This is a genomic window from Leucobacter sp. Psy1 (assembly GCF_020096995.1).
Lineage (GTDB): Bacteria > Actinomycetota > Actinomycetes > Actinomycetales > Microbacteriaceae > Leucobacter.
In genome coordinates this window covers 2,649,649-2,667,339 of record NZ_CP083692.1, presented here as the reverse complement: position 1 = coordinate 2,667,339, position 17,691 = coordinate 2,649,649, and the positions used below count along the sequence as shown (strand labels likewise).

General features: G+C 67.6%; 15 protein-coding genes. 11 read left to right on the top strand and 4 right to left on the bottom strand.

The window, feature by feature from the left end; translation table 11 throughout:
* The first annotated feature begins 71 nt into the window (after nucleotides 1–71).
* Both K8P10_RS12600 and K8P10_RS12595 read left to right on the top strand, forming a co-directional pair.
* Nucleotides 72–1,349: an aspartate kinase gene (locus tag K8P10_RS12600; protein WP_224779252.1), complete on the top strand. Its 1,278-nt coding sequence runs from the start codon at nucleotides 72–74 to the stop codon at nucleotides 1,347–1,349.
* Between the two features lie 44 nt (nucleotides 1,350–1,393).
* A complete protein-coding gene (locus tag K8P10_RS12595) occupies nucleotides 1,394–2,443 on the top strand; it encodes an aspartate-semialdehyde dehydrogenase (RefSeq protein WP_224779251.1) in 1,050 nt (349 codons plus the stop codon).
* Nucleotides 2,444–2,617: 174 nt separating this feature from the next.
* Here the strand turns inward: K8P10_RS12595 and K8P10_RS12590 are convergent, their stop codons facing one another.
* Nucleotides 2,618–3,550, bottom strand: a complete 933-nt coding sequence (locus tag K8P10_RS12590) for a metallophosphoesterase (protein ID WP_224779250.1) — start codon at nucleotides 3,548–3,550, stop codon at nucleotides 2,618–2,620.
* Entirely contained in the window at nucleotides 3,547–6,030 is a 2,484-nt protein-coding gene (locus K8P10_RS12585) for a transglycosylase domain-containing protein (protein WP_224779249.1), read from the bottom strand. The genes K8P10_RS12590 and K8P10_RS12585 overlap by 4 nt, the downstream gene beginning before the upstream one ends.
* A 193-nt stretch (nucleotides 6,031–6,223) precedes the next feature.
* Between K8P10_RS12585 and K8P10_RS12580 the strand changes: the two genes are divergently transcribed.
* The gene (locus K8P10_RS12580; RefSeq protein WP_224779248.1) at nucleotides 6,224–6,400 is read left to right on the top strand and encodes a DUF4177 domain-containing protein; all 177 of its coding nucleotides are present in this window, start codon (nucleotides 6,224–6,226) and stop codon (nucleotides 6,398–6,400) included.
* Between the two features lie 4 nt (nucleotides 6,401–6,404).
* Nucleotides 6,405–6,878 (top strand): RidA family protein, encoded by a 474-nt coding sequence (locus tag K8P10_RS12575; protein ID WP_224779247.1) that lies wholly within the window; start codon nucleotides 6,405–6,407, stop codon nucleotides 6,876–6,878.
* A gap of 127 nt (nucleotides 6,879–7,005) precedes the next feature.
* Here K8P10_RS12575 and acs read toward each other — a convergent pair whose 3' ends face one another.
* Nucleotides 7,006–8,982 (bottom strand): acetate--CoA ligase, encoded by a 1,977-nt coding sequence (acs, locus tag K8P10_RS12570; protein ID WP_224779246.1) that lies wholly within the window; start codon nucleotides 8,980–8,982, stop codon nucleotides 7,006–7,008.
* A 197-nt stretch (nucleotides 8,983–9,179) separates the two neighbouring features.
* Between acs and K8P10_RS12565 the strand changes: the two genes are divergently transcribed.
* From K8P10_RS12565 to tmk, 7 genes are all read left to right on the top strand, one after another.
* Nucleotides 9,180–10,157, top strand: coding sequence for a CpaF family protein (locus K8P10_RS12565; RefSeq protein ID WP_224779245.1), 978 nt, complete (start codon nucleotides 9,180–9,182; stop codon nucleotides 10,155–10,157).
* The gene (locus tag K8P10_RS12560) at nucleotides 10,154–11,095 is read left to right on the top strand and encodes a type II secretion system F family protein (RefSeq protein WP_224779244.1); all 942 of its coding nucleotides are present in this window, start codon (nucleotides 10,154–10,156) and stop codon (nucleotides 11,093–11,095) included. Before K8P10_RS12565 ends, K8P10_RS12560 begins: the two co-directional genes overlap by 4 nt.
* 175 nt (nucleotides 11,096–11,270) lie before the next feature.
* Nucleotides 11,271–11,516 carry a DUF4244 domain-containing protein gene (locus K8P10_RS12555; RefSeq protein WP_224779243.1) on the top strand — a complete coding sequence of 82 codons (246 nt, stop codon included), beginning with the start codon at nucleotides 11,271–11,273 and terminating at the stop codon, nucleotides 11,514–11,516.
* A gap of 63 nt (nucleotides 11,517–11,579) precedes the next feature.
* A complete protein-coding gene (locus K8P10_RS12550) occupies nucleotides 11,580–11,903 on the top strand; it encodes a TadE family type IV pilus minor pilin (RefSeq protein ID WP_224779242.1) in 324 nt (107 codons plus the stop codon).
* Nucleotides 11,900–12,700 carry a M23 family metallopeptidase gene (locus tag K8P10_RS12545; RefSeq protein WP_224779241.1) on the top strand — a complete coding sequence of 267 codons (801 nt, stop codon included), beginning with the start codon at nucleotides 11,900–11,902 and terminating at the stop codon, nucleotides 12,698–12,700. The genes K8P10_RS12550 and K8P10_RS12545 overlap by 4 nt, the downstream gene beginning before the upstream one ends.
* A gap of 207 nt (nucleotides 12,701–12,907) precedes the next feature.
* Nucleotides 12,908–15,733 (top strand): type I DNA topoisomerase, encoded by a 2,826-nt coding sequence (gene topA, locus K8P10_RS12540; RefSeq protein ID WP_224779240.1) that lies wholly within the window; start codon nucleotides 12,908–12,910, stop codon nucleotides 15,731–15,733.
* Between the two features lie 10 nt (nucleotides 15,734–15,743).
* The gene (gene tmk / locus K8P10_RS12535) at nucleotides 15,744–16,364 is read left to right on the top strand and encodes a dTMP kinase (protein WP_224779239.1); all 621 of its coding nucleotides are present in this window, start codon (nucleotides 15,744–15,746) and stop codon (nucleotides 16,362–16,364) included.
* 13 nt (nucleotides 16,365–16,377) lie between these two features.
* Here tmk and efeB read toward each other — a convergent pair whose 3' ends face one another.
* Nucleotides 16,378–17,688 carry an iron uptake transporter deferrochelatase/peroxidase subunit gene (efeB, locus tag K8P10_RS12530; RefSeq protein ID WP_224779238.1) on the bottom strand — a complete coding sequence of 437 codons (1,311 nt, stop codon included), beginning with the start codon at nucleotides 17,686–17,688 and terminating at the stop codon, nucleotides 16,378–16,380.
* Nucleotides 17,689–17,691 lie beyond the last annotated feature (3 nt).

The following is a 17,691-nucleotide window of genomic DNA, read 5'->3' as shown; positions in this document are numbered from 1 at the left end:
AATCACAGCGCCACGTTCGCTTCGCTACACTTGGCAACGGTGCGTGTCTCGACAGCGACGGAGGTTTCCCAGTGGCATTGATCGTTCAGAAGTACGGCGGCTCCTCCGTCGCCGATGCCGAGAGCATCAAGCGCGTCGCCAAGCGCATCGTTGAAACGCGTCGCGCGGGCAACGAAGTCGTCGTCGCCGTCAGCGCGATGGGGGACACCACCGACGAGCTGCTCGATCTCGCCAGCGAGGTCACCCCGATCCCCGCCCCCCGCGAGCTGGACATGCTGCTCACAGCGGGCGAACGCATCTCGATGGCCCTCCTCGCCATGACGATCAAGGGCATGGGCGCCGACGCCCTCTCCTTCACCGGCAGCCAGGCGGGCATGATCACGACCTCGGAGCACGGGTCTGCCAAGATCGTCGACGTCACGCCGGGCCGCATCCGTGAAGCGCTCGACCAGGGGTCCATCGCGATCGTCGCCGGCTTCCAGGGGTTCAGCCGCGACTCGCGCGACATCACAACACTCGGCCGGGGCGGATCCGACACGACCGCCGTTGCGCTCGCTGCTGCGCTGAACGCCGAAGTCTGCGAGATCTACACCGACGTCGACGGCATCTTCACCACGGATCCGCGCATCGTCCCCCTCGCGAAGAAGATCGACGCCGTCTCCACAGAGGAGATGCTCGAACTCGCCGCATCCGGCGCGAAGGTGCTGCACCTGCGTGCCGTCGAGTACGCTCGCCGGCACGGTGTCGTGCTGCACGTGCGCTCCTCCTTCTCCAGCGAGGAGGGCACCATCGTCTACGACCCCGCCAAGGGGCACCCGAAGGGAGAACAGGTGGAAGAGCCGATCATCACCGGTATCGCCGCTGAGAAGAACGAGGCCAAGATCACGGTGGGCGGTGTGCCCGACGTCCCCGGCGTCGCAGCTCACATCTTCGAGGTCGTCGCGAAGACCAACGCGAACATCGACATCATCGTGCAGAACGTGTCCGCAGCGGATACGAACCGCACCGACATCTCGTTCACGGTGCCCGCAGCCGAGGGGCGTCGCGTCATCGAAGCGCTCGAGCAGGAGCGCGACGGCCTCGAGTTCGAGACGCTCCAGTACGACGACCAGATCGCGAAGGTCGCCGTCGTCGGCGCAGGCATGCGCACCTCGAGCGGAGTCTCCGCTCAGCTCTTCCGCGCACTGTACGACGCGGGGATCAACATCGAGATGATCTCGACCTCCGAGATCCGCATCTCGGTCGTCACCCGAGCCGACCTCATGGAGAAGGTCGTGCAGGTTCTCCACACCGCGTTCGGTCTCGACGCGGACAACGAGGCCACCGTCTACGCGGGCACCGGGCGCTGAGCTCGACCGAACCGCCTCGACCAGACTTTCGAAGGAGCATGAACATGGCAGATCAGGGTGTGAACGTCGCAGTCGTCGGCGCGACCGGACAGGTGGGGGCCGTGATGCGGCGCCTGCTGGAGGAGCGCGACTTCCCGGTGGCGAGCATCCGCTTCTTCTCCAGCGCCCGCTCGGCCGGGACCACGCTGCCGTTCCGCGGCGAGGACGTCACCGTCGAGGATGTGGAGACCGCCGACCCCTCGGGCATCGACATCGCCCTTTTCTCGGCGGGAGGCAGCGCCTCGAAGGCCTACGCGGAGAAGTTCGCCGGAGCCGGCGCGACTGTCATCGACAACTCGAGCGCCTGGCGTCTCGACCCCGAGGTGCCGCTCGTCGTCAGCGAAGTGAACCCCGACGCCATCGCCGACGCCCGCAAGGGGATCATCGCGAACCCGAACTGCACGACCATGGCGGCGATGCCCGTGATGAAGGCGCTCGACGCCGAGGCCGGCCTCGAGCGCCTCATCGTGACGACGTTCCAGGCCGTGTCGGGTTCAGGACTCGCCGGGGCGCGCGAGCTCTCCGGGCAGGTCATCGGAGCTGTGGAGAGCGGGAACATCGAGGGGCTCGTGCACGACGGCAGCGCCGTCGACTTCGTCGCCCCCGAGGTGTACGCGAAGACGATCGCGTTCAACGCGCTGCCGCTCGCGGGTTCCATCGTCGACGACGGCGAGGGTGAAACGGACGAGGAGAAGAAGCTCCGCAACGAGAGCCGTAAGATCCTCGGCCTTCCCGATCTCCTGGTCTCGGGCACGTGCGTGCGGGTACCCGTCTTCACCGGACACTCGCTCTCCATCAACGCCGAGTTCGCGCGGCCGATCTCTGCGGATCGCGCACGCGAGGTGCTCGCGTCCGCCCCGGGTGTCGAGTTGAGCGACGTGCCCACGCCGCTCGAAGCCGCCGGAGCCGACCCCTCGTTCGTCGGCCGCATCCGTGCGGATCAGTCGGCCCCTGAGGGGCGTGGCCTCTCGCTGTTCGTCTCCAACGACAACCTCCGGAAGGGTGCCGCCCTCAACGCGGTGCAGATCGCGGAGCTCGTGGCGGCACGAGCCTAGGATCGGGTGGTGTCAGCGGGCGACTGGCTCGCTGGTGCCCGTCAGTGGTGGGAAGCGCATGTTATCCACCTGGAATAACATGCGCTTCCCACCACTGAGTCGCTCGTATCCGCCCGGGGCCGGTCCAGGTCGCCTGGGACCCGGGCGGACCGGACCGTGCGAGCCTCAGCCGACCTAGCGCGGCGGCTCGAGCGTCAGCAGACTCGCCTCGGGCCGGCAGCAGAATCTCACCGGTGAGTAGATCGACGCCCCGAGACCCGCGCTCACATTGAGGTACGCGGCGTGCTCAGCGTCGAACCACACGCTGAGGCCGCGGGCCTGGTCGGTCGGCAGGTCGCAGTTCGCTGTCAGCGCTCCCGCGAACGGTACGCGCACCTGGCCGCCGTGGGTGTGACCGGCGAAGATGACCGAGGCCTCCTCGTCCAGGAGCGCTCCGAGCGCCTCCTGGTACGGCGCGTGCACCACCCCGAGACGCACCGGCGCGGAGACACCGGCGGCTGGGGGGAGGTTGCCGATGGCGGTCCGCATCGCGGGAATGTCGTGGAAGCTCACGTGGGGGTCGTTCAGGCCGAACAGGTCGAACTCGGTGCCCCGAATGGTGATCCTGGTCGCCGCGTTGTTGAGATCGATGAACCCCTGGTCCGTGAAGGCGCGGGTGATGCGGTCGGTGTCGATGTCCGGTTCGCGGGTGTGCAGTCGGCTCGGCGCCTGCAGGTACTTCATCGGGTTCTTCGCGCGGGGGCCGTAGTAGTCGTTCGAGCCGTAGACGAAGACGACCGGAACATCGGCGGCACCGAACGGCTCCAGAGCTCGCAGCAGGTCTGGCCGTGCCTCGGCGTGCCCCATGAGGTCACCGGTCAGGACGACCAGGTCGGGTGCGAGCTCGACGAGGGACCGCACCCACTCGATCTTGCGGTGCTGCCACGGCGCCAGATGCAGATCGGAGAGCTGCAGCACGCGAACCGGGGCGGCGCCATCGGGGAGCACGGGGAGGGTGTGCCGACGCAGCGTGAAGAGGCGAGGCTCGATGAGCGTCGACCACGCCGTCACGCCGGCGGCGACCACTCCGGCGGTCGCCGCCACGCGGCGGAAGGATCCCGAGGTCACGAGTCGCAGCTCAGGGTCACCTGACTGCTGCGCTTGGCGTCGGACCCGCCGGATGGCGACATCGACGTGATCTCCTCGTTCCGGCAGCTGCCAGGGAGCGAGACGGATCCGAACCCGGCGCTGCGCAGTTCGCGGAGCGCATCGCGTCCGTCCTGCCCCGTGACGTCGGGAAGCTCGGACATCGACCCGTTGCTCCGGTAGAGGCGGATGCTCGAGCCCTGCGGGGCACTGCTGCCTGCCTCGGGGTCCGTGCGCGCGACGCGACCCTCGTCCTCGGAGGAATCGGTGTCGCCACCGTCGCTCACCGTGAACCCGGCGTCCTCGAGGAGCTTCTTCGCGTCGTCGTAGCTCTGACCCGACGTGTCAGGAACCTCCTGGGTCGTCACGCGGAGCGTCGCATCGCCCGGGGAGGGGAACGGGTCTCCACCGTACTCCTCGTCGGCGACGTTCATGATGGCGGGCCAGATGCGCTGATCCGCGGCCATGAGGCCCTCCCAGCCGCCGAACTGCTGGGTGCTCACGTCGCCGGTCACGTTCCCGACCCACACGGCGGTCGACACCTTCGAGCTGCCGCCGACGGTCCAGTTGTCCTTCACGTTGTCGGTCGTTCCGGTCTTGGCGTAGTGGGGAGTGCCGATCGCCGATCTTGCGTGCCCGGCGAGGCCGTTCTCCACCGTGCTCTGGAGCACGTACGCGACACCTGCCGCGACCTCTGGCGCGATGGCGGAGGAACACTGGGAGCCCGTGAAGTTCACCTCTTCACCGTCGGGGTCGAGGATCTTGTCGATCGGAACGGGGGTGCAGACCTCGCCCTCCGAGCCGAACGCGCCGAACGCGGACGCCATGGTGATGGGCGCGATTTCATCGGTGCCGCCGTAGACGGTCGACGGCAGGATCGCGAGATCGCGGGTGCCGTAGTTCGACATGGTGGGGTCGGAGTTCTGCTCTGCGGCGCGGTGCACGCCGAGCTTCTTCGCCGTGTCGAAGGTGTCGCAGAGGTCCATCTGCTGCTGCATCGAGACGACGCCACCGTTGATGGACTGCTCGATGACGTTCTGCACCGTGCGGGTACCGTACTGGCGCCCCTGATCGTTCTGGAACGTCCAGTTGCCGTATCCGTAGACGCCGCCATCGAGACAGTGCGCCGGGAAGTTCTGATACTGCTCGGTCCGACCGTTCGCGTTGACGCTCTGCCGCACCGAATGACCTGAACGGATCCACTCGGTCAGCGTGATCGCCTTGAACGTCGACCCGACCTGGAACCCGCCGGAACCGCCGTACTCGAAGTCGGTGCTGTAGTTGATGCCGGTATACGAGGCATTGTCCTTCGTGACTTCGGGGTCGGCGCTGAAGGTGCGGTTCTGCACCATCGCGAGCACCCGGCCGGTTCCGTTCTCCGTGCTGACGCCGACGCCGCCGATGTCGATGCCGTCCATCGTGGCGGGAACGTTGTCGCGCATCGCCTGCACGCCGGCGTTCTGCATGTCGATGTTGATGGTCGTGTGGATGTCGTATCCGCCGCGCTGGAAGTTGAAGAACCGCTCCTGGCTGGAGTTGCCGAAGCTCGGGTCGTTCAAGATGTATCGCTGGACGTAGTCGCAGAAGTAGCCGAGGTTCATGCGGCTCTCGGCGATGTCACAGCCCGCGGGCCGCGGGGTGATGTTCGGTTCGACGGCGGTCGCCACAGCCTCGTCGTACTGCTCCTGGGTGATCCTGCCGTGGTTCAGCATGGAGCCGAGGATTTTATTGCGGCGATCCTGATTCCGCTCGATGTTCTCAGGCAGGTCGATCTGCAGCTGAGACGGGTTGTTCACGATCGCGACGAGGCTGGCAGCTTCGGCGAGCGAGACATCGCTGGCGTCTTTGCCGTAGTAGTACTGCGCCGCCGACTGAATACCGTAGATCTGGCGGCCGAAGAGGGCAATGTTCAAGTATCCGAGCAGGATCTCGTCCTTGGAGTACTGCTTCTCGATCGAGACCGAGTACCGCATCTCCTTCAGCTTGCGGTCCATGTCCTGCCGCATGGCGTCCTCGTAGGCCGCGTCGCGCTCCTCGGGATCGACGATGGCCTCGGCCTCCTGCACGAGCACGTTGCGCACGTACTGCATGGTGATCGTCGAGGCGCCTGAGAGGTTGCTGCCCATGGCGTTCTGGGCGACCGCGCGGCTCGTCGCGAGCAGGTCGACGCCGCCGTGCGTGTAGAACCGCGGGTCCTCCTCAGCCACTGCCGCGTCCTTGATGTACTGCGAGATCTCGTCCCACTTCACCGGTTCGCGATCCTGCTCGTAGAAGGTCGCGACCTCGACGTCTTTGCCCTCGGAGTTCTTGGCGTAGATCGTCGAAGGCTGCGCGAGCTGACCCGGATTCAGGTGGTCGGGAAGGTTCTCGAACACGTTGATCGCGGAGGAAGCGGCGGCGCCGGTCACCGCTACGATGGGCGTGACCGCTGCGGTGAGCAGCACGCCGGCGACTGCGCTCATCGCGATTGCGCCGAAGACGCCGCTGAGGGCGCCGCCCGCGGTGCGAGGCTTCAGAGAGCGCACTCCCCGGTTTTGAGCGCGCGAAGACTGAGGTGACTGTGGGGCCATACAATCAAGGATAAGCGACATCGCTGACAATCCGCTCGCGTCGCCGAGTGACGACCCGATATCGATTATGGACGGAGAACATCGCGTGACCGAATCAACCGAGGCCGCCGAAGCGCCGCGCTGGGAGTACTTCGTGACGCCGCTGCTGCTGCACAACGAGGCCCAGATCCTGAACAACTGGGGCGCACAGGGCTGGGAGCTCGTGCAGATCATCGAGGGACCAGCCGGCGGGAACGTCGCGTACATGAAGAGGAAGGCGTAAGCGCATGTCAGTGATCGAGGATCGACTCCAGGAACTCGGATACACCATCCCCGACGTTGCGGCTCCCGTCGCGGCCTATGTGCCGGCGTTGCGTCGCGGCAACACCGTGACGACTAGCGGACAGCTCCCGTTCGCGGACGGCAAGCTCGTGGCCAGTGGCAAGGTCGGTGAGGGTGACGGGCTGGTCTCCCCAGAGCAGGCTGAGGAGCTCGCCAGGATCTGCACCCTCAATGCGCTCGCGGCCGCCCGCGGCGTGCTCGGCTCGCTCGACAAGATCAGCCAGGTCGTGAAGGTCACGGCGTTCGTCGCCTCCGACCCCTCGTTCACCGGCCAGCCCGCCGTGGCGAACGGCGCATCGATCTTCCTGGGTCGAGTGTTCGGCGACCTCGGGATCCACGCCCGTTCGGCGGTCGGCGTCGCCGTGCTGCCGCTCGACGCCCCCGTCGAGATCGAGTTCGTGTTCGAGGTCGAGGACTAGGCAGCGGCCGGTCCGCTCACTCGGGCGGACACCCGAAAAGCCGGGTCACCGGTTGCGAGTGCTGTGTCAGCACACCCGCGACCGGTGACCCGGCTTCAGTCGTTTCCGGCGCTATCGAATCCGGTTGCTACGACTTCCGACCGCGAATCTGATCCTGAATGGTCGACATGACTGCGGTATCGGCCAGAGTCTGCGTGTCTCCGACTTCCTTGCCCTCGGCGACCTGCTTCAGCAGTCGGCGCATGATCTTGCCCGAGCGCGTCTTCGGCAGCTCGTTCACAACGAACACCTGGCGCGGGCGGGCAATCGCGCCGATGTGGGCGGCAACGTGCTTCTTCAGCTCGGCCTCGGCATCCTCGGCAGTCATGATCGACTGCTGAGACTTCAAGACCACGAACGCAACAACCGCCTGGCCGGTCGTCTCATCGTCCGCGCCGACGACCGCTGACTCGGCGACCGCGTGGTGCTCCACGAGCGCCGACTCGATCTCCGTCGTCGAGAGCCGGTGACCTGAGACGTTCATGACGTCGTCGACGCGTCCGAGGAACCAGATGTCGCCGTCATCGTCGAGACGGGCACCGTCGCCGGCGAAGTACTTGTCGCCGAACTTCGACCAGTAGGTGTCGATGTAGCGCTGGTCGTCGCCCCAGATGGTGCGCAGCATGCTGGGCCAGGGGCGCTCGACGACGAGCAGGCCTCCCTGGCCGGGCTCGACGCGTTCGCCCTCCTCGTTCACCACGCTCACGGCGATGCCCGGCTGGGCGATCTGCGCGCTTCCGGGCTTCAGTGCCGTGAGCCCGGGAAGCGGGGAGATCATGTGCGCGCCCGTTTCCGTCTGCCACCACGTATCCACGATGGGGGCCTCGTCTCCGCCGATGACCTCCCGGTACCAGCGCCATGCTTCGGGGTTGATGGGCTCGCCCACGGTGCCGAGCAGGCGGATGCTGGACAGGTCGTACTCGGCGGGAACCTGCCGGCCTACCTTCATGCAGGCCCGGATCGCGGTGGGAGCCGTATAGAAGATGGTGACGCCGTACTTCTGCACGATGTCCCACCAGCGCCCCCAGTTCGGCGTCTCGGGGGTGCCCTCGTAGATCACCTGGGTGGCTCCGTTGGCGAGAGGGCCGTAGACGACGTAGCTGTGCCCGGTGATCCAGCCCACATCGGCCGTGCACCAGAAGACGTCGGTCTCCGGCTTGAGATCGAACACGTTGCGGTGCGTGGTGCTCGTCTGGGTGAGGTACCCGCCGGAGGTGTGCACGATCCCCTTCGGCTTTCCGGTGGTGCCCGAGGTGTAGAGGATGAAGAGCGGATTCTCGGCATCGAATCCCTCGGCGGTGTGCTCGCCGTCGTACGCCTGGATCTCGTCGTGCCACCAGAGGTCGCGACCCTCGATGAAGTCGATGTCGTTCTCGCCGCGTTTGACGACCAGAACGTGCTCCACCGAGAGCGGAGAGCCGGTATCGGTGCTCAGCGCGTCGTCGACCGTCGGCTTCAGCGGTGAGACTCTGCCCTTGCGGAAGCCGCCGTCGGCCGTGATGACGAGCTTCGCCTCGGCATCGTCGATCCGCGAGCGCAGGCTGTCGGAGCTGAACCCGCCGAAGACGACCGAGTGGATGGCGCCCACCCGCGCGACCGCGAGCATGGAGATCACTGTCTCGGGAATGAGCGGCATGTAGATCGCGACGCGGTCCCCCTGCCCGATCCCGAGGCTGGCGAGCATGTTCGCCGCCCGCTTCACTTCGTAGGTCAGCTCGGCGTAGGTGATGGTCCTGGTATCACCGGGCTCGCCCTCGAAGTGGAATGCGACGCGATCGCCGAGACCGGCCTCGACGTGCCGATCGAGGCAGTTCGCCGCGACGTTGAGCTTGCCGTCTCCGAACCAGCGCGCGAATGGCGGATTCGACCAGTCCAGCACCTCCGTGAACGGCTGGGTCCAGGTCAGATTCCGGGCCTGCTCCGCCCAGTACGCTTCGGGGTCCTGCGCCGCGCGCCAGTAGATCGACGAGTCCGTGACATTGGCCTGCGCACGGAATGCCTCGCTCGGAGGATACGTCTGCCCCTGCAGTGGATGACTTTCAATGGTGCTGTGCTGATCAGTCATAGATTGCCGTAATCCCATCTCTGTCCTCGGTCAAGGCTCCGTTGCGCCGACCGTCTGCCCGCTAGCGTATCGGCTTTCCCCGCCGGACCGCGCGGCTCTTCGTCCACATCGCAGCTTCTCGACCGTCTATCGGTGGGTTATCCCCATCGAGCGGAGGGGGCGCGCGGAAGCGGATGACGTCCTGCTGAGGTGGAGAGATGTCCGTCGCACCCCCGCCACTGCGCACCAGTCAGCTCCCGCTCGACGCAAAGCGCGCATTCGGTGCGCTCCTCCCGCTGCTCGACGAGCCGGAGGTCCGCGACATCTTGATCCAGGTCTCCGAGCGCCGAGGTCGTTTGTGGGTCGATCGCGGGCGCCGGATCGAGGCCGTGCCCGGATGGACCGTTCCGGCGGAGGCCGTCCGCGGATTCGCGGTCGCGCTGATCGCAGCCGGCGGCCGCCACCTCGACGAACGCCACCCGTGCGCCGACGTCCGCTTGGGAGATGGCATCCGGGTGCATGCCGTGCTGCCTCCCGTAGCGGTGGCGGGTGCCGCCGTCTCGATTCGCGTGCCCCGGGTCGACCGGCTCGACTTCGATGCACTCGTCGCCGGCCGCCTCTGCTCCGATGCGGTTGCGCAAGAACTCGAGGGCGCTGTGCGGTCGAGGCGCAACATCCTGATCACCGGTGGAACCGGGTCGGGGAAGACGACGGTGCTCTCCGCACTCCTCGACTTGGTCCCGCCTGCGGAACGGATCGTCACCATCGAAGACGTCGCAGAACTCCGACCGGCGCACCCCCACAGAGTCGCGCTCGAGGCCAGGCAGGCCAACGCGGAGGGCGTCGGGGAGGTCGGTCTCGAACGTCTGCTCCGAGAGGCCCTCCGAATGCGCCCCGACCGCATCGTGCTCGGGGAGTGCCGGGGGGCCGAGATCGCCACGTTGCTCGCCGCGCTGAATACGGGGCACGACGGCGGTGCGGGCACGCTGCACGCCAGTCGTCTCGCCAACGTGTCCGCTCGCCTGGAATCGCTCGGAGCACTGGCGGGGCTCGACCCGCGAGCGCTCGCGCGACAGGCGTCCTCCGCGATCCACCTCGTCGTGCACTTGGAACGCGCGGACGGGCATCACCGCATCGCCGCTATCGGACATCTCACCGTCGGGCGGACGGGTGAACTTATGACGACCGCACTGTGAGCACCGTCGGGATATCCGCCCTCGTGCGGCGTCTGCGGGGGAACGGCCGGACGGAACGCTTCTCAGCAGCCGCGGCCGCCGCTCGGACCGCGGTGCTGCTCCGGGGTGGTGTCCCATCGGCTCGGGTGTTCGGGGCGCTCGCCGCAGAGGAGCCAGCACTGCACGGTATCCAGGCCAGAATCGTTGGCGGGTCGCCAGTGCCTCATGCGCTCGCCGCCGAGGAGTCCGCTGACTGGAGGCTCCTCGGAGCGGTGTGGGCGGTTGCAGACCGCACCGGCGCACCCCTCGCCCGGACGCTCGAGCAGATATCTGATGCCCTCGAGGGTTTGGAGGCGCTTCGCGAACGCCGGGAGGTTCTGCTCACCGGGCCGCGGATGACGGTCAGGCTCGTGGCGGCTCTTCCGGCGCTCGCCGTGCTGTTCGGTGCGCTGCTCGGATTCGACCCGTTGAGAGTCTTCTTCTCTCCGACGGGCGCTGTGCTCGCGGCGGTCGGCATCGCCCTGCTCGTCATCGGCGTGCGCTGGGCACGGGCGCTCTCGAGGTCCGTCGGCAGCCGGGACCGCGCAGAGGGTCTCGAATTGCTCCTCGTCGAGACCGCGCTCGCCGGCGGCGGATCACCCGAAGCGGCAATCCGGTCCGTCGCCGAGAGCGCCGTCGAAACCCGGGCGACGTGGATCGACCTCGCTCATCTCTGCAGATCGGGATCAGTCCGCACCGTCCTCGCGAGCGCGTCATCGACGGGTGCGCCCGCCGGGCCCATGCTCGTCGCCGAAGCGCGAGCAGCTCGCGTACGAGCGCACGCGGCTCTCGAGCGTGAGGCGGAACGGCTCGGGATCCGAGTTCTGGTTCCGCTCGGCGTCTGCGTGCTTCCCGCCTTCATCGCGCTCGGGGTCATGCCCGTGCTGATCTCGATGCTCGGAGGACTCGACATCGGCTGACGGTGCTGGCGGTGCTGGCGGTGCTGGCGGTGCTGTGCAGCGTGTTGTCCCCAACTCGGTCGAACAGGGAATCAACGGCGGGTCGTGCACAGGAGGGCCGCAACCGCCGCGTCGCGATCGTCTCCGACGCGATGATGAATCTCAAGCACCCACCCACTGGAAAGCAGGTACCACCATGCCGCATCACCCCGCTCCCCTCGACGACTGCACCTCCGACGCGCAGCCCAGCGCGGCGACTCGACGGAGAACAGCGCTCGCGCGGCTCTCCCAGGACGAGCGCGGCGCCGTCACTGCGGAGTACGCGATCATCATCATGGCGGCCGTCGCGTTCGCCGGGGTGCTGGTCGCCATCATGCGGAGCCCCGAGATTCGCGCCATGCTCGTGAAACTCGTCGAGAACGCGCTCGCCGCGGCGGGTTGAGCCGTGCCTATCAGGTGCTTCCGCGACGCTGGTGTGCTCCTGCAGAAGGACGAGCAGGGGACCGTGACCGCAGAATTCGCCGTCGCGCTCCCCGCCGTGCTCGTCGTCCTCGGACTGGTGCTCGGCGGGGTGACGCTGGTGACTCAGCGACTCTCCCTCACGTCCGCCGCAGGCGACGTATCGCGGCTCGAAGCCCGCGGCGACCACGACCTCGCGGCGGCCAGGCTCGAGGCGCTGCCCGGCAACATCGACGTGGAACGGAACGAGACCGGCGGCCTGCTCTGCGTGACGCTTCGAGCGGCACCCGGTCGAGGAATCCTCAGCGAGCTCGCGATCACGGCGAGAGCGTGCGCGGCCCGGAGCGGTGTCGCGGGGGACGCCTCGTGAGCGTTCCCGTCAGCGTCTCCGTCGCAGCGGCCGCGCTCGTGCTCGGAGTCCCGATCATCGTCGCCGGTTCGCAGCTCGAGGTGCGGCATCGCGTCGCCGGGGCCGCCGACGCGGCTGCGCTCGCCGCAGCGGATGCCGCAGCGGGGTGGATCGACGCACCGCCATGCGAAGCCGCTGCGCAGGTGGTGGCCGCGTCTGGTGCGCGCTTGGACTCCTGCGACATCGAGGCCGCGGGAACCGCCGCGCGGATTGTGGTCGCGGCGGGGTCAGGGCTCGGTGAGGTCCGGGGTCGGGCTCACGCCGGGATCGCCGATGACTCCGGGAGCGGTCGTGCGGGGCGCGGGCCCGTCGGTGCGAATGGTTGGGCATGGCCCTCCGACGTCCGAGGGCTGACGCAGGGATTCCACCAGGGGTACTCGATCGACCTGGCCGTCTCGGAAGACGGAGGACTCTTCGCCCCGTATGACGGAGTGATCGTCAGCGCCGGGCCCGACAGCGGAGGAGTGCCCGACGTCTGCCTCGCGAACCCCGGCTGGTGGAGGGGTACGAATCACCTGGTGATGATGCGGCACGATGTCAATGGTCGAGCACTGTTCAGCTCGCACAACCATATCGCCCCTGGGTCGGCGGAGCGCCTCGGCCTCCGCCCGGGCAGCCACGTGGTCGCTGGTCAGAGAGTCGCCACCGCCGGCATGACGGGGTGCACCGAGGGGCCGCACAGCCACTTCACGCTCTCGCGGGCACCTTCCAACGCGGTGTCCGACGTGAACCCGCTGGAATACCTGGGGGAGCCGTGAGCGCGAACTCGAGCAGGCTGCGCATCTACCGGACCGGCTCGCCGCACGATCGTCGCCCACCCCGCCGGGGTCCGGGCCGTGGCCATTCTCAGGACCACCTGTGTAGGGTGTCGATGCAAGAGATATGTACAGGGCGCTGAAATCAAAGGGGTGCCCGGGCGTCACCGGGACCTGATTCCCGAGCCGCCGACGTGAGTGAGGAGTCCCGTGAAGGGCGAGAAGAAGCTCGTAATCGTGGAGTCGCCGACCAAGGCGCGCACGATCAGCGGATACCTGGGCGATGACTATGAAGTGATCGCCTCCGTCGGACATATCCGCGACCTCGCTGAACCCTCGGAACTCCCCGCCGAGCTCAAGAAGGGGCCCTTCGGCAAATTCGCGGTCGACGTCGAGAATGACTTCACGCCGTACTACGTCGTCGGCGAGAACAAGAAGAAGACCGTCTCCGAGCTCAAGCGAGCACTGAAGGGCGCCGACGAACTCTGGCTCGCCACTGATGAGGACCGCGAGGGCGAAGCCATCGCGTGGCACCTGCTCGAAGTGCTGAAGCCGAAAGTGCCCGTGCGCCGCATGGTCTTCCACGAGATCACGAAGGACGCGATCGAGGAGGCGAAAGCGAATACTCGCGACATCGACCTCTCACTGGTCGATGCGCAGGAGACGCGTCGCATTCTGGACCGCCTGTACGGATACGACATCTCTCCGGTGCTGTGGCGAAAGGTCGCGCCGAAGCTATCCGCCGGCCGGGTGCAGTCGGCCGCGACACGTCTGGTCGTCGATCGCGAACGCGAGCGCCTTGCGTTCACGACCGCGGAGTACTGGGACCTCTCCGCCGTCTTCAGTCCCGATGCGGACGCCGCGGACCCGACCGACTTCAGAGCGAAGCTCGTCAGGCTCGGCGCGCAGCGTCTCGCGACCGGTGCCGACTTCGGCGATGATGGCGCACTGAAGTCCAAGTCGGCGAGCGCTGGCGTGATCCCACTCGAACGCGACCGTGCGGAGCGACTGGCGGAGCTCCTCCGCGACGGCGCCCGTGCCGAAGTGACCTCTGTCGAGACGAAGCCGCACACGCGGCGACCGGCAGCACCGTTCACCACGTCGACCCTCCAGCAGGAGGCGTCGCGCAAGCTGCGGTACACGTCGCGTCAGACGATGTCGTTCGCGCAGTCGCTGTACGAGAACGGTCACATCACGTATATGCGTACGGACTCGCCGTCGCTGTCGAAGCAGGCCGTGCAGGCCGCTCGGTCGCAGGCGAGCGAGCTCTACGGGGCGCAGACCGTCCCCGAGAAGCCGCGTGTCTACACCGGGAAGGCGAAGGGCGCTCAGGAGGCGCACGAGGCCATCCGCCCCGCAGGCGACATCTTCCAGCGGCCGACCGCGCTCAAGGGCAAGCTCACTCAGGGCGAGTACGCGCTCTACGAGCTGATCTGGAAGCGGACCGTCGCGAGCCAGATGGCCGACGCCAAGGGCTCAACAGACACCGTCACCCTCGCGGTCGACGTGCAGGAGTCCGGAGCGGAAGCACCGACGCGTGCCGAGTTCACCGCCAGCGGCACCGTCATCACGTTCCCGGGCTTCCTCCTCGCTTACGAGGAGGGTCGCGACGAGAAGCGCGGCGAGACCGAGCAGAATGTCGCACTGCCGCAGCTCTCCGAGGGCCAGCGTCTCGGCGTGCTCGAGCCGGAAGCCAAGGGCCACGAGACGAGTCCGCCGCCGCGGTACACCGAGGCCAGCCTCACGAAACGGCTCGAGGATCTCGGCGTCGGCCGCCCGTCAACGTACGCGGCGATCATCAGCACCATCATGGATCGCGGCTACGTGACGAAGAAGGGCCAGGCCCTCGTACCGAGCTGGATCGCCTTCTCCGTCGTGCGTCTGCTCGAAGACCACTTCTCGGAGCTCGTCGATTACGACTTCACAGCCTCCATGGAGAACGACCTCGACCGCATCGCCGCAGGAGACGCCGATCGAGGCACCTGGTTGGGCGAGTTCTACTTCGGCACCGACGCGCACCCCGGCCTCCGCGGTGTGGTGGACAACCTGGGTGAGATCGACGCGCGCGCGATCAACACCATCAAGATCGACGACGGAATCTCCCTTCGCATCGGCAAGTACGGACCGTTCCTCGAGGTGTTCGACGACAAGTCCGAGGTGACTGAGGGCGGTGAGCTCAAGGCGCGGACGGTCAACATTCCCGATGGCCTCGCCCCAGACGAACTGACGGCAGCGAAGGCTCGCGAGCTCGCTGCAGCCGAGCCTGCCGAGGACCGAGTGGTCGGTCTCCACCCGCAGACGGGCAAGCGGATCGTGGCGAAGAACGGTCGCTTCGGCCCGTTCGTTACGGAACTCCCCGACGAGGGTGAGGAACTGCCCAAGGGGCAGAAGCCGCGGACCGCATCGCTGTTCAAGAGCATGGACCCCGCCACCGTGGACCTCGAAACGGCGGTCGCACTCATCGACCTGCCGCGGGTCGTCGGGGTGGATCCGGAATCCGAGACCGAGATCACGGCGCAGAACGGTCGGTACGGTCCCTACCTGAAGAAGGGGACCGACACGCGAACGCTGCCGAGCGAGGACGCGATCTTCTCGATCGACCTGGCCGGTGCGCAGGAACTGTTCGCCCAGCCGAAGTACGGTGCTCGTCGCGCGTCGAGCGCGCTCAAGGAGTTCGACGCAGACCCGGCGAGCGGCAAGCCCATCAAGCTGCGCGACGGACGGTTCGGCCCCTACGTCACGGACGGCGAGACCAACGCGACCATCCCTCGGGGCGAGAGCGTGGAAGATGTCACCTTCGATAGGGCTGTCGAGCTGCTCGCGATCAAGCGTGCCAAGGGGCCCGCCAAGAAGAAGGCACCCGTGAAGAAGAAGCCCGCAGCGAAGAAGCCTGCCGCGAAGAAGAGCTCGGCGAAGTCCTCGACTGCGAAGGGATCGAGCGCGAAGACGGTCGATCCCGCACGATCGGCAGCCGCGAAGAAGGCAGCCGCGACCCGTGCAGCGAACCGCGCGGCCGCCGAGGCTTCGCAGGGCTGACGGATTCGTCGTGAGTGGACTCTTCATCACCCTCGAGGGTGGCGACGGCGCGGGCAAGTCGACGCAGGCCGAATTGCTGCAGGCGTGGCTCGAAGCGCGCGGCCACGAAGTCGTACGCACCCGGGAACCCGGGGGGACGACGCTCGGCGTCGAACTGCGGAAGCTGCTCCTGCACGGCGATGACGTCGATCCGCGGGCCGAGGCCCTGCTCTACGCCGCGGACCGCGCCCAGCACATCGCGACGATCGTGCGCCCAGCCCTCGAGCGCGGCGCCGTCGTGGTACAGGACCGCTACATCGACTCGTCGCTCGCGTACCAGGGGGCCGGCCGGGTTCTCGACACCGAGGATGTGCGGCACCTCAGCGAGTGGGCGACCGGCGGCTTGCAGCCGCGGGTGACCGCGATCCTCGATATCGCGCCCGAAGACGCCGCTGCCCGTCGCCACGCACGCGGCGGAACCGCGGACCGGCTCGAATCGGAGGATTCGGCGTTCCATGACGCCGTTCGCGCGGGCTTTCTCGCTATCGCCGCGGCTGATCCTGACCGGTGCGCGGTGATCGATGCGACCCTTCCGGTCGACGAAGTCCACGCGGAGATTCTGGCGCGCGTCGCTCCGCACCTCCCGCACTAGCCGTTTCCGGCGTCTACCTGCCGAACAGCCCCTCAGCGATGAACTCGCCCCGGCGTACCCCGCGCGGTACAGCCCACAGGCCTGAGCCGATGTGGCGGATGTACTCGTTCAGCAGGTCCGGTTTCAGTGACCGTTGCACACGCACGAATGATGCGGGATCTCGCTGGAACGAGATGAAGAATAGACCGGCTCCCATTTGGCCGAGATCGTTCGAGCCGTCGACGTAGTTGTAGCCGCGTCGAAGTATCCGCACCCCACCGTTGGCGTCCGGGTGCGCGAGTCTCACGTGAGCGGCCATGTCGATGGTCGGCGAGCCTTCGGTCTGCGCGGCGAAGTCGGGGTCGGCGAATTCGTCGCCTCCGGTGAGCGGCGCCCCCTCCAGCTTCGATCGACCGAATACCCGTTCCTGTTCGGTGAGCGAGCTTCGATCCCACGTCTCGATGGTCATGAGGATCTTCCGCGCCACGAGGTAGGTGCCTCCCCGCATCCAGTCCGGCGCTTCGGAGCCCACCCAGACGTGCCGGGCGAGCGACTCGGTCTCCTCGGCCATGACGTTCATGGTGCCGTCCTTGAAGCCGAAGAGGTTGCGCGGGGTGTCCTGCGAGCGCGAGGTCGAGGACGTTCGGCCGAAGCCGAGCTGGCTCCAGACGAGGTGGGCGCGGCCGGTCGCGATGCGCGCGAGGTTCCGGATCGCGTGCACCGCGATCTGAGGATCATCCGCGCACGCCTGCACGCACAGCGCTCCGCCGCTCTGGGTCGCCTCGAGCAGGTCGAAGGCGAACGAGGGGAGCGGCGCGAACGCGGCGGGCATGCGGGATCGGATGCCGAATGGATCTGATTCCCCATCGTCGCCGACGAACAGCTCACGGCCAAGTCCGAAAGTGAGCGTCAAGTGGCCGGCCCGGAGCCCCTCGGCCTCACCGGTGTCGTCCGGGGGGAGCAGCGGGTTGGCCGGCTCCACCCCCGATCCGACCGGTGCTCCGCGCGTCAGTTGCTCCGCGGCGGTGGTCCAGTCTCGCAGCAGGCTGATCAGGTCGTCCCGGGTCGCGCCGCGAACGAGGGTGAACGAGGCGAAGTGCAGCCGATCTTGCGCCGGCGTGACGATGCCCGCCTGGTGATCCCCGTGGAACGGCACTGAGGAGGACGACCCGGCCCCCGACCCGGCACCGGAGCCACGTTCGGCGGCCAGCCCGAAGCCGCCTAACCCGCCCGCTGCTGCGCCGGCGATCCCGGCGCTGAGCATGCCGAGCAGCCCGCGCCGGGTCGGTCGGACCCCGGCACCGTCCGATCCTGAGCCCGTTCCGGGCGAGTCGTCCTCCCGCACGAT

Bases quoted from the DNA above. Each gene is read 5' to 3' on its own strand.
- K8P10_RS12595 (WP_224779251.1), top strand. From the start codon at position 1,394: ATGGCAGATCAGGGTGTGAACGTCGCAGTCGTCGGCGCGACCGGACAG.
- K8P10_RS12585 (WP_224779249.1), bottom strand. From the start codon at position 6,030: ATGAGCGCAGTCGCCGGCGTGCTGCTCACCGCAGCGGTCACGCCCATC.
- K8P10_RS12575 (WP_224779247.1), top strand. From the start codon at position 6,405: ATGTCAGTGATCGAGGATCGACTCCAGGAACTCGGATACACCATCCCC.
- acs (WP_224779246.1), bottom strand. From the start codon at position 8,982: ATGACTGATCAGCACAGCACCATTGAAAGTCATCCACTGCAGGGGCAG.
- K8P10_RS12565 (WP_224779245.1), top strand. From the start codon at position 9,180: ATGTCCGTCGCACCCCCGCCACTGCGCACCAGTCAGCTCCCGCTCGAC.
- K8P10_RS12555 (WP_224779243.1), top strand. From the start codon at position 11,271: ATGCCGCATCACCCCGCTCCCCTCGACGACTGCACCTCCGACGCGCAG.